Annotated in this window: 7 protein-coding genes, 4 tRNA genes and 1 other RNA gene; 6 read left to right on the top strand and 6 right to left on the bottom strand. The window is 72.5% G+C overall.

The genetic code is table 11. The features are described 5' to 3' along the window. Positions 1–41: 41 nt before the first annotated feature. Positions 42–1,514: an ATP-binding protein gene (locus tag ACIGEZ_RS31560; protein ID WP_399837994.1), complete on the bottom strand. Its 1,473-nt coding sequence runs from the start codon at positions 1,512–1,514 to the stop codon at positions 42–44. A 223-nt stretch (positions 1,515–1,737) separates the two neighbouring features. Then, positions 1,738–1,825 (bottom strand) — tRNA-Ser (locus ACIGEZ_RS31565). Between the two features lie 174 nt (positions 1,826–1,999). Here ACIGEZ_RS31565 and ffs point away from each other — a divergent pair. The 6 genes from ffs to ACIGEZ_RS31595 all read left to right on the top strand — a co-directional run bounded on the left by ffs (position 2,000) and on the right by ACIGEZ_RS31595 (position 10,489). After that, positions 2,000–2,098, top strand: an RNA gene (ffs, locus tag ACIGEZ_RS31570) — signal recognition particle sRNA small type. A gap of 36 nt (positions 2,099–2,134) precedes the next feature. Then, complete coding sequence (locus tag ACIGEZ_RS31575) at positions 2,135–4,348, top strand: DNA polymerase III subunit gamma and tau (protein ID WP_399837997.1); 2,214 nt, start codon at positions 2,135–2,137, stop codon at positions 4,346–4,348. A 61-nt stretch (positions 4,349–4,409) separates the two neighbouring features. Continuing rightward, the gene (purD, locus tag ACIGEZ_RS31580) at positions 4,410–5,660 is read left to right on the top strand and encodes a phosphoribosylamine--glycine ligase (protein WP_399837999.1); all 1,251 of its coding nucleotides are present in this window, start codon (positions 4,410–4,412) and stop codon (positions 5,658–5,660) included. A gap of 250 nt (positions 5,661–5,910) precedes the next feature. After that, a complete protein-coding gene (locus ACIGEZ_RS31585) occupies positions 5,911–7,815 on the top strand; it encodes a hypothetical protein (protein ID WP_399838002.1) in 1,905 nt (634 codons plus the stop codon). Between the two features lie 172 nt (positions 7,816–7,987). Beyond that, positions 7,988–9,448: a N,N-dimethylformamidase beta subunit family domain-containing protein gene (locus ACIGEZ_RS31590; RefSeq protein WP_399838004.1), complete on the top strand. Its 1,461-nt coding sequence runs from the start codon at positions 7,988–7,990 to the stop codon at positions 9,446–9,448. Between the two features lie 129 nt (positions 9,449–9,577). Beyond that, positions 9,578–10,489: a phosphoribosylaminoimidazolesuccinocarboxamide synthase gene (locus ACIGEZ_RS31595; RefSeq protein WP_399838006.1), complete on the top strand. Its 912-nt coding sequence runs from the start codon at positions 9,578–9,580 to the stop codon at positions 10,487–10,489. A 43-nt stretch (positions 10,490–10,532) separates the two neighbouring features. Here ACIGEZ_RS31595 and ACIGEZ_RS31600 read toward each other — a convergent pair. From ACIGEZ_RS31600 to ACIGEZ_RS31615, 4 genes are all read right to left on the bottom strand, one after another. Beyond that, positions 10,533–10,608: transfer RNA gene (locus tag ACIGEZ_RS31600), tRNA-Gly, on the bottom strand. Between the two features lie 148 nt (positions 10,609–10,756). After that, a tRNA-Gly gene (locus ACIGEZ_RS31605) sits at positions 10,757–10,829 on the bottom strand. Between the two features lie 79 nt (positions 10,830–10,908). Beyond that, positions 10,909–10,980: transfer RNA gene (locus tag ACIGEZ_RS31610), tRNA-Gly, on the bottom strand. A gap of 88 nt (positions 10,981–11,068) precedes the next feature. Further along, on the bottom strand, positions 11,069–11,398 hold the full coding sequence (locus ACIGEZ_RS31615; protein WP_399838009.1) for an Lsr2 family protein: 330 nt from the start codon (positions 11,396–11,398) through the stop codon (positions 11,069–11,071). Positions 11,399–11,455: the final 57 nt, after the last annotated feature.

The following is an 11,455-nucleotide window of genomic DNA, read 5'->3' on the forward strand; positions in this document are numbered from 1 at the left end:
CCGTAGTGCCCTCTCGATGGTCACGGATGCGTGGGCGTACATCAGGCCTGGTTGTAGAGGGTCGCTAGGTCGACCAGCCGAACGTCCGAGTGGGCCGTCGCTGCTGCCTGCGCCTTGTCGTTGAATCCGGCGCCGCTGAAGCAGATGAGCCGTGTGTGGGTCGTGTCGTAGCGTCCTGCCTGAGCGACGAGGTCGCGGATGTGCCGAAGGCGTTCGATGTGGGCGGCTCCCATGGTGTCGTTCCATTTGGCCTCTCCGATGGCGAGAAGGGGAGGCTTGGCGCCGTCCGCGATTCCGATGACCGCCACGTCGACCTCATGGCCGGTGCGGGCCTTGGGGTCGTGGACGACGCCGTGTCCTACGCGGGCGGGTAGACCGCCCAGAATCTCGGGGTCGGCGTGATGCAGAGTCCAGTCCCGGCAGACCTGCTCGAAGTGGGGCCCGAGGACGTTGCTGACGAAGCGGCGACGGCTGGCTTGCCAGACCCGTGCCGCGCTGCCCGGGCGTTCGAGCTGGTCCCAGACCGGTCGCATGAGCGCGTGGTAGAAGCCGATCAGCGGTTCGGCGATGCGGTACGTGGGACGGTTGTCACGGAAGGCGTCCGCGTCTCGGTGCAGCAGGCCTGCGTCTTCGAGGACGTTGATGGGATGGGCGATGTCGGTGGCCTTGCGTTCCAGGTAGCCGGCCATGCCCCCGCGGGTGGCGTTGCCGTCGGCGACGGCGGCCAGGACGGACAGGTACAGGGCGGTGTCGCGAAGGTCGGGTTCTTCGGCCAGCAGATAGCGGGCTTCGCGGAAGAGGGGGGTTTCAGGGTTGAGGACGGTGCGGACGACCCAGTCGTCGAAGTCATCCGGCCCCTTTGGCGTGTCGCCGCGTGCGAATTCGCGCCGATAGGCCGGGGTGCCGCCCACGATCGCGTTCACCTTCATGGCCAGGTGAGGGTCGGTGATGTCCCAGAATTCGGCGGCGAGGCGGTGGTCGAGGGGGCGGACGACCAGCTCCAGCCCGGCTCGTCCGCGCAGTGGGGCGTTACCTGAGAGCAGCCGCCCCATGAAGGACAGCGCCGAGCCGCACAGCAGCAGCCGGGTACGTGAGCCGGTGCGCTGGTCACGCAGAGGACGCAACGCCTCTTGGATGATCGAGGGCAGCTCGGGGTTGGCCTTGGCGAGGTACGGAAACTCGTCGATCACCACGGGGACGGGCTGCTCGGCGCCGAGCGCGAGGAGTGCGTCGACGGCCTCTGCCCAGTCGGCGAAGTGGAACGGGCTGGCGGGACGGACGTGGGCTGTCAGCGCCGTGCTGATCCGCCGTAGCGACTCGGCATCGGCGGCCTCGGTCGCACCGAAATAGAACCCTCCGGCGGCACGGCAGGCGGCGTCCAGCAGGAACGTCTTGCCCTGGCGGCGGCGCCCGGAGACCACGCCCAGAGTCGCGCCGGGCTGCGGATCGGTGATGAACCGGCTCAGCGCCGACCACTCGTAGTCCCGGTCGAACATCTCGGCTGGCTTGTCCACGAGGGCTCCAGATATAGAAGTACACCTACATAAAACATACTCCTAGTTCTGGCGTTCACGGTGCGTCTCGTCGTTCTCGACGTCCGCCGCTCCCAAGGGTGCCCTGGCGCATGGGGTTAATGTCGCGAATGTCGCAAATAACTGAGACTGGAACTGGGACCACGGAACGCAGAAGACCCCGGCCGGTTTCCCGGTCGGGGTCTTCAAGTGCCCGGTGAGGCACTGGCGGAGGATACGAGATTCGAACTCGTGAGGGGTTGCCCCCAACACGCTTTCCAAGCGTGCGCCCTAGGCCTCTAGGCGAATCCTCCGCCGGGAACATTACATGACCGAGAGGGGTGCTCGCGAACTCGATCCGCCCGACGTCCGCCCGAGGTCGCCGGGCGGACCTCGGGCCGACCTCGGGAGGTCCTCGCGCGGGTCCCGTGAAGTTCGCCGAGGTCGGCGGGGGTGGTCGGGGAGGGGCGCGGATCGGGTACCCTTGGCGGAGCCCCTCACGTGGCGCTATCTGACTGAACTCCCCCAGGGCCGGAAGGCAGCAAGGGTAGGTCGGCTCTGGCGGGTGCGTGGGGGGCGCTTGCGTTCCCGGGTTGTCAGTGGGCGCCTATAACCTCGTATACGTGTCGTCTCTCGCGCTGTACCGCCGCTACCGCCCGGAATCCTTCGCCGAGGTCATCGGGCAGGAGCATGTCACCGACCCGCTGCAGCAGGCGCTGCGGAACAACCGGGTCAACCACGCGTACCTGTTCAGCGGGCCGCGTGGCTGTGGCAAGACGACCAGCGCGCGGATCCTCGCCCGGTGTCTGAACTGTGAGAAGGGCCCCACCCCCACACCCTGCGGCGAGTGCCAGTCCTGCCGGGACCTGGCGCGCAACGGGCCGGGGTCGATCGACGTCATCGAGATCGACGCGGCCTCGCACGGTGGTGTGGACGACGCCCGTGACCTGCGAGAGAAGGCGTTCTTCGGGCCCGCCTCCAGCCGGTACAAGATCTACATCATCGACGAGGCCCACATGGTCACCTCGGCGGGCTTCAACGCCCTCCTGAAGGTGGTCGAGGAGCCGCCGGAGCACCTCAAGTTCATCTTCGCCACGACCGAGCCGGAGAAGGTCATCGGGACCATCCGGTCGCGGACCCACCACTACCCCTTCCGGCTCGTGCCCCCCGGCACGCTGCGGGAGTACCTGGGCGAGGTCTGCGGGCGCGAGGGCATCCCCGTCGAGGACGGCGTGCTGCCGCTCGTCGTGCGGGCCGGTGCCGGGTCCGTGCGTGACTCGATGTCGGTCATGGACCAGCTGCTCGCCGGCGCCGCCGACGACGGTGTGACGTACGCCATGGCGACGTCCCTGCTCGGCTATACGGACGGGTCGCTGCTCGACTCGGTCGTCGACGCCTTCGCCTCCGGGGACGGGGCGGCGGCCTTCGAGGTCGTCGACCGGGTCATCGAGGGTGGCAACGACCCCCGGCGCTTCGTCGCCGACCTCCTGGAGCGGCTGCGCGACCTGGTGATCCTCGCGGCCGTGCCCGACGCCGCGGAGAAGGGGCTCGTCGACGCGCCGGTCGACGTCATCGAGCGCATGCAGGCGCAGGCCTCCGTCTTCGGCGCCGCCGAGCTCAGCCGCGCCGCCGACCTCGTCAACACCGGGCTGACCGAGATGCGCGGGGCCACCTCGCCGCGGCTCCAGCTGGAGCTGATCTGCGCGCGCGTGCTGCTGCCCGCCGCCTTCGACGACGAGCGATCCGTGCAGGCCCGGCTCGACCGTCTCGAGCGCGGGGCCGCCGCGGCGCCCGCGGCCGTCTTCACGACGACCTCGCCCGCGCCGCAGATGGGGTACGTGCCCGGGGTCGAGGCCCACGTTCCACCGCCCGCTGCCATGCCTCCCGCCCCCGCCGCGCAGCCCGCCGCCCCCGTGCAGCCCGAGCCCGTCCAGCAGGCCCCGGTCCAGCAGGCCCCGGTCCAGCAGCCCCCGGTCCAGCAGGCCCCCGCGCCCGCTCCCCAAGCCGCGCCCGCCGCGCCCGCCGAGGCTCCCCGTCCCGGCGCCTGGCCGGGAGCCGCCAAGCCCGGCGGCGGCGCCCCTGGCGGCGGTGCGGGTACGGCGCCCGGCGCCTGGCCCGGAGCCTCCACGCCCGCGGCCGCATCCGCCCCCCAGCCCGCAGCGGCCCCCGCCCCGCAAGCCGCCCCCGCCCCGGGATCCGCCCCCGGCGCCATGGCCGCCGGCGCCGCCCAGGTGCGGAACATGTGGCCGCAGATCCTGGAGGCGGTCAAGAACCGGCGCCGCTTCACCTGGATCCTGCTCTCGCAGAACGCGCAGGTCGCGGGCTTCGACGGCACCACCCTCCAGCTCGGCTTCCTCAACGCGGGCGCCAGGGACAACTTCGCGAGCAGCGGCAGCGAGGAGGTCCTCAAGGCGGCCCTGGCCGAGCAGTTCAACGTGCAGTGGCGGATCGAGGCGATCATCGACCCCTCGGGCGGCGCCACCCCGCCCCCCGCCGCCGGCGGCTTCTCCGGCGGAGGTTTCTCCGGAGGCGGCCGCCCGGCCGCCCCCGCCGCGCCCGCCTACGCGCCCGCGCCCGCTCCGGCCCCCGCCCACCAGGCCCCGCCGCAGCACCAGGCCCAGGCGTCGGCCCCCGCGCCCGTACAGCCGCCCGCCCAGCACGCCCCCGCGCCGCAGGCCGCCCCCGTCCACACGCCGCAGGCCCCGCCGCCCGTCGCGCCCGAGGACGACGTGCCCGAGGAGGACGACCCGGACCTGGTCGACTCCGCGCTCTCCGGTCACGAACTGATCGTGCGCGAGCTAGGCGCCACGGTCCTGGAGGAATACACGAACGAGTAGGGGCGTCTCGCTCGGTGGCCCGCACAAGGGGCATGCCGCCCCGCGGGCTACCCTGGCTGGCGTGAAGGTCCTCGTCATCGGCGGCGGCGCCCGCGAACATGCCCTGTGCCGCTCCCTCTCTCTCGATCCCGACGTCACCGCTCTGCACTGCGCGCCCGGCAACGCCGGAATCGCGGAGGTCGCCGAGCTGCACCCCGTCGACCAGCTCGACGGCGACGCCGTCGCCCGTCTGGCCACCGAGCTCGGCGCCGGTCTCGTCGTCGTCGGCCCGGAGGCCCCGCTCGTCGCGGGTGTCGCCGACGCCGTCCGCGCGGCCGGCATCCCCGTGTTCGGCCCCTCCAAGGAGGCGGCGCAGCTGGAGGGCTCCAAGGCGTTCGCCAAGGACGTCATGGCCGGGGCCGGCGTCCCGACCGCCCGCAGCTACGTGTGCACCACCGCGGAGGAGGTCGACGAGGCGCTGGACGCCTTCGGCGCCCCGTACGTGGTGAAGGACGACGGTCTCGCCGCCGGCAAGGGCGTCGTCGTGACCGATGACCTGGCGCAGGCCCGGGCGCACGCGCTCGCCTGCGACCGCGTGGTGATCGAGGAGTTCCTGGACGGCCCCGAGGTCTCCCTCTTCGCCATCACCGATGGCACCACCGTCCTCCCGCTGCAGCCCGCGCAGGACTTCAAGCGCGCGCTCGACGGCGACGAGGGCCCGAACACCGGCGGCATGGGCGCCTACTCGCCGCTGCCGTGGGCCGACCCCGAGCTGGTCGACGAGGTCCTGGAGACGGTCCTGCAGCCGACCGTCGACGAGCTGCGCCGCCGCGGCACCCCGTTCTCCGGTCTGCTGTACGCGGGTCTGGCGATCACCAGCCGCGGTGTACGGGTCATCGAGTTCAACGCGCGCTTCGGCGACCCGGAGACCCAGGTCGTGCTCGCCCGGCTGCAGACCCCGCTCGCGGGCGTCCTCCTCAACGCCGCGAACGGCACCCTCGACGACCAGCCGCCGCTCGCCTGGCGCGACGAGGCCGCCGTCACCGTGGTGGTCGCCTCGCACAACTACCCGGGCACCCCACGCACCGGCGACCCGATCGAAGGTCTGGCCGAGGTCGCGGAGAAGGACGCCCCGAACGCGTACGTCCTGCACGCCGGCACGAAGCGGGACGGCCAGGCCGTGCTGAGCGCGGGCGGCCGGGTCCTGTCGGTCACCGCCACCGGAACGGACCTGACCGAGGCCCGCGAGCGTGCCTACGCGGCGGTCGGCCGTATCCGCCTTGACGGTTCCCAGCACCGTACGGACATCGCGCTCAAGGCCGCCGGAGCCTGAGCGCGGCTGGAGCGAGGGCACGGCCGGGCAGTGAACCGCACGGCCGTGCCAACGTCATCACCTTTACCCAAAGCCATTCCATCGAGTGACGGGTCGGCCATCTGGATGACGCCCGCCGACACCCCAACTAGGGTGCGGCGAAGGCGTTCCGGCACTTGGCCCACCGGCATTGCGATGTCAGTGGCGGGTGCCACAGTGGGGGAGTGAGCAACACCGCCACGGGCAGACCCGACAAGGGCAGGAGGGGGTGATGTACGGCGTGTCCGCTACCGGATCCGCGATCGGCGAAGAGCTCGGCGCGCGCGCCGCGCGTGCCCGGGCCCTCGCCGTGCTCCGCGTCCGCGGCAGGGCGCTCGGTCTCGCGGTGCTTCCCGCCGCCGTCGCCGTCGTCCTGTACGCGGGCGGCGTCACCGGCCACTTCACGGGACCCGGCTGGGACACCGCCCGCTGGGTCGTGACCGCCCTCGCGCTGGTCGTGCTGCTCGTCGCCGCGGCCGTGGGCGTCGTCGTCGCCCGGGCCCGCCCGGCCGTGACGCCGACGGTGGAGCTCGCCGAGACCGCGGCCCCGGATCTGTACCGGATGGTCCGCGACCTCGCCGACCGGCTCGGCGTCCCCGCACCCTCCGCGATAGCCCTGACGCCGGACTGCGACAGCTGGCTGGAGGACCGCTCGCACCCGGCGCACGGCCGGGGTCGCGGCGGGGACGCGCCCGTCCTCGTCATCGGCTCGCCCTTCCTGTGGTGGATGCGCGTCGGCGAGCTGCGTGCGGTCCTCGCTCCCGTCGTCGCCGGTACGGGGCCGGCCGCGCACCCCGACATAGCCGCCGCCCGCCGCTTCGTGCGGGGTCTGGACGCGGCCGTCGCCGTGCCCCGCCGCCCCGGCCTCGACCCGTTCCGCCGGCTCGGCGCGGCCGGGGTCGGCCGGATGGCGCGGGTCATGCTGAAGGGCTGCCGCGGGCACGCCGCCGAGATGGAGCGGGGCGTCGCCTCGGCCGGCTCCGAGCGGGCCCAGTCCGTCGACTACGGCGTACGGATCGTCGCCCAGGAGCAGGTCGGCCTCGCCTACGCGGGCTGGGACCGGCTGCTGACCCGGGTCGCGCTGCCCGCCTGGCGGATGGGCCGCTGGCCCGCGCGCCTGGACGCGGGCGTGGTCTCCGCCCTCACCGAACTCTCGCGCCGCGACCGCCTCGCCGAGGGCTTCACCTCGCGCCTGGGCGAGCGCCCCGCCTGCGACCTCCTGGAGGAGCCGGGCGCGGTCGACGAGGCCGCCTCCCTGCTGGCCGCCCGCCTCTTCCACGGCGGCCCCGCCGAGCCGGGCCCGGACTGGGCGCCGGTGGAATGGAGCCGGTATCCGGAGGAGGTCGTCGACCGTAAGTGGCGCACCGACGCGGCCCGCCTGCACCAGGTCCTGGACCACGTGGACGCGACGGCACCGATGCGTCCCGCGGCGGGCGGGGGAGAGGGTTCCCGCTCCTCGGCCGCCTCCGAAGGGCCGACCCTCTCCCGGGTGATGGCCCACCTCGCGACGGCCAGAGCCACCAGGACCGCCGCCGGCGACAGCACCGCCGCCGGCGACAGCACGGCCGCCGGCGACAGCACGGCCGCCGGCGACAGCACGGCCGCCGGCGACAGCACGGCCGCCGGCGACAGCACGGCCGCCGGCGACAGCACCGCCGCCGCCGACAGCACGGCCGCCGCCGACAGCACCGCCGCCGGCGACAGCACCGCCGCCGATACGAGCAGCGAGTACGCCGCCGACACCGACCCCGCCGACTGCAACCCGGCCGCCGACGCCCTCGCCGCCGCGCTCACCGCACAGACGGCCCGCGAGGAGGGGCAGCGCCCGGCGGCCCGCGCCGCCGCGGGTCCGGACGAGGACGAACTGCCGCTGTTCCCGCTCCAGCCGCCCCGCACCGGCCGTGACCTGCTCGCCGACCACGTCGCCGCGATGGTCTGCTGCGCCGCCGTCGACACCGCGGAGGCCGCGCCCGGCCTGGACTGGCTCGACGGGCCCGCGCTGCTCGTCGGTGGTGAGCGCAGCACGGACCTGACCGGTGTGGTGCTCGCACTCGTCGAGGACGGCGACCCGGAGCCCCTGCGCGCCTGGCTGACCAGGACCGGAGTCCGCCCCGAGAAGCCCGTCCGGCTGATCTGATCCGCCGGACACCTCCTGGAGCCCACCGGACGGTCGGCTTCCACTCTCGTCAATTCACGACGAACGGTGACGGAGTGCGTGCGTTATGTGATGTGCTGGAGACCGGCACTGACAGAGGCAGAAGACAGCGGCACTGACCAGCCGACCGGGGGAGTCGAGGGAGGGGCGCAGCATGGGGGCGGAGCAGATCAGGCGGTGGGAGTCGGGCGCGCTCGCCCATGCCGTCTCGGATCCCTTCGGCCAGGGCCCGCTGCCCTGGCTGCGCGGTTCGGAGAACTACTTCGACGACACCGGCCAGCTGGTGCCCTGGTACGCCGACGAGACCCTGGCCGGCGGCGGCAGCCGTGGCCCGCGCACCGCCGACGACGTGCACGGCCAGATCAAGGGCTTCGTGTCCAACGGGGCCGTCGCGCCCGGCGAGGCGCTCGACTTCCACATCACCGTGGACCCGCCGCAGCAGTTCTCGGTCGACGTCTACCGGATCGGTCACTACGGCGGCGACGGCGCCGCCAAGATCACCACGAGCCCGCGGCTCTCCGGCATCGTCCAGCCGGGCCCGCTCACCGCCGACCGGACCGTCTCCTGCCACCACTGGTGGCTGTCGTGGCGGCTGCAGATCCCGTCGTACTGGTCGATCGGCGCGTACGTCGCCGTCCTCACCACGGCCGACGGCTACCGCTCCCACATCCCCTTCACGGTCCGCGACGACCACCCGGCGGACCTGCTGCTCGTCCTGCCGGACGTGACCTGGCAGGCGTACAACCTCTATCCGGAGGACGGCCGCACGGGTGCCAGCCTCTACCACGCCTGGGACGAGGAGGGCCGGCTGCTGGGCGAGGAGCAGGCGGCCGTCACCGTCTCCTTCGACCGTCCGTACGCCGGCGCGGGCCTGCCGCTGCACGTGGGGCACGCGTACGACTTCATCCGCTGGGCCGAGCGCTACGGCTACGACCTCGCGTACGCGGAGACCCGCGACCTGCACGCGGGCCGGGTCGACCCGACCCGCTACCGGGGCCTGGTCTTCCCCGGCCACGACGAGTACTGGTCGGTGCCCATGCGCCGCACGGTCGAGCTCGCCAGGGAGCAGGGCACCTCGCTCGTCTTCCTCTCCGCCAACACCATGTACTGGCAGGTGGAGCTGGCCCCGTCCCCGTCCGGCTCCCCGGACCGCCTGCTGACCTGCCGCAAGCGCCGCGGCCCCGGCCGTCCGGCGCTCTGGCGCGAGGTGGACCGGGCCGAGCAGCAGCTGCTCGGCATCCAGTACGCGGGCCGGGTGCCCGAACCGCACCCGATGGTCGTACGGAACGCGGAGCACTGGCTCTGGGAGGCGACCGGCGCGGGCGACGGCGACGAGATCCCGGGCCTGGTCGCGGGCGAGGCGGACCGCTACTTCCCGCGCACCGCGCTCCCCGAGCACCAGGGCCGCATCCTGCTCGCCCACTCGCCCTACCGGGACGGCGAGGGGGCGCTCCGGCATCAGGAGACGAGTCTCTACCGGGCCCCGTCGGGCGCCTGGGTCTTCGCGTCCGGCACCTTCGCCTGGTCGCCGGCGCTCGACCGCCCGGGCCATGTGGACGCCCGCGTCCAGCGCGCCACCGCGAACCTCCTCGACCGCATCTGTAAGAGGGAGTGAGAAGAGGGAGGGACCGAGGAGAGCTACCAGGGGAGCGGCCGGGCGGGGCGCGGGAGGCCCGGGGCTCGGATCCGCGTCCGCGTGGGAGAGAATCGGACAGTTCCCTGGATCAACCTACGCGGAGGAACCGTGTCCGGATTCGTAGAAAAGCCCGAGCCCGTCCAGGTCCCGGGCCTGACCCATCTCCACACGGGCAAGGTCCGCGACCTGTACCGCAACGAGGCGGGCGAGCTCGTGATGGTGGCGAGCGACCGCATGTCGGCGTACGACTGGGTGCTGCCGACCGAGATCCCCGACAAGGGCCGGGTGCTCACCCAGCTCTCGCTCTGGTGGTTCGACCGGCTCGCCGACCTGGTCCCCAACCACGTCCTGTCCACGGAGCTGCCGGCCGGCGCCCCCGCCGACTGGGCGGGCCGCACCCTGATCTGCAAGTCCCTGGACATGGTCCCGGTCGAGTGCGTGGCCCGCGGCTACCTCACCGGCTCCGGCCTGCTCGAGTACGACGAGTCCCGCACGGTCTGCGGCCTCGCGCTGCCCGAGGGCCTGAGCGACGGCTCCGAGCTGCCGGCCCCGATCTTCACCCCGGCCACCAAGGCCGCCGTCGGCGACCACGACGAGAACGTCTCGTACGAGGAGGTCGCCCGCCAGGTCGGTGCGGAGACGGCCGCCCTGCTGCGCCAGTCGACCCTCGCGGTCTACGGCCGGGCCCGGGACATCGCCCGTGAGCGCGGGATCATCCTGGCGGACACCAAGTTCGAGTTCGGCTTCGAGAGCACCCCGGAGGGCGACCGCCTGGTCCTCGCCGACGAGGTGCTCACCCCGGACTCCTCCCGCTTCTGGCCGGCCGACCAGTGGCAGCCGGGCCGCACCCAGCCCTCGTACGACAAGCAGTTCGTGCGCAACTGGCTGACCTCGCCGGCCTCCGGCTGGGACCGCAAGAGCGAGCAGCCGCCGCCGGCCCTTCCGCAGGAGGTCGTGGAGGCGACCCGCGGCAAGTACGTGGAGGCGTTCGAGCTTCTGACCGGCAACAGCTGGTCCTGAGGAACGAGAAAGCCCCCGGTCGGATCGACCGGGGGCTTCTTCATGGAGCGGACGACGAGATTCGAACTCGCGACCCTCACCTTGGCAAGGTGATGCTCTACCAACTGAGCCACGTCCGCATGCGCCGTAGCGCGCTGCTAACTATACCCAATGTTCTCGGTGCCGATGACAGGGTTTTCGACCCCTGTGGCTGTGGCCGTCGCCACATCTCGCGAGCGGTGAACACGACGAAGCCCCGGTTCGGGTGAACCGGGGCTTCGTTCCCTGAGCGGACGACGAGATTCGAACTCGCGACCCTCACCTTGGCAAGGTGATGCTCTACCAACTGAGCCACGTCCGCATGCCTCCGACCAGCTCTCACTGGGCGGTGCGAGCACCACTGTACCTGATGCACCGGAGTGCTCGGTAATGCGATGCAGAGCGGGTGACAGGAATTGCACACTGCGCCTTCCCCCTGGAAGGGGGCTGTTCTGCTACTGAACTACACCCGCACGCTGCGTGAGGTCCGGCCTTGCGGCCTCGCCCCTCGGCGTGCTCCAGACTCTAGCGGATCATGTGGGGTGTCATGCAAATCGGCCCTCAGCTCGCGGCGCGGAAGGCCTCGTAGACCCGCTTCGGGATGCGGCCGCGGGCCGGGACCTCCATCTTGTTGGACTGCGCCCAGGCGCGGACGGCGGCCGGGTCGGGTGCGAGCACGGTGTGCTTCTGCGCACGTTGGGGGGCGTTCGCCCGGCCGCTCTGCTTGCGCCCCGCGGCGAGGTAGGGGGCGAGGGCCTTGCGCAGTTTCTTTGCATTGGCGGGATTCAGGTCGATCTCGTACATCTTCCCGTCCAGGCCGAACGCGACCGTTTCCGCCGCTTCTCCGCCGTCGATGTCATCGGAGAGAGTGACCACTACACGCTGAGCCACGGATATCGGTCCTTTCCTGCGGATCGCGTGTCGCATCGCGGTGGCCACCGCTCTGAC

Source organism: Streptomyces sp. NPDC085481 (assembly GCF_044541845.1).
Taxonomy (GTDB): Bacteria; Actinomycetota; Actinomycetes; order Streptomycetales; family Streptomycetaceae; genus Streptomyces.

Coding starts and splice junctions, on each gene's coding strand:
- ACIGEZ_RS31585 (WP_399838002.1), top strand. CDS start 5,911: ATGTACGGCGTGTCCGCTACCGGATCCGCGATCGGCGAAGAGCTCGGC.
- ACIGEZ_RS31590 (WP_399838004.1), top strand. CDS start 7,988: ATGGGGGCGGAGCAGATCAGGCGGTGGGAGTCGGGCGCGCTCGCCCAT.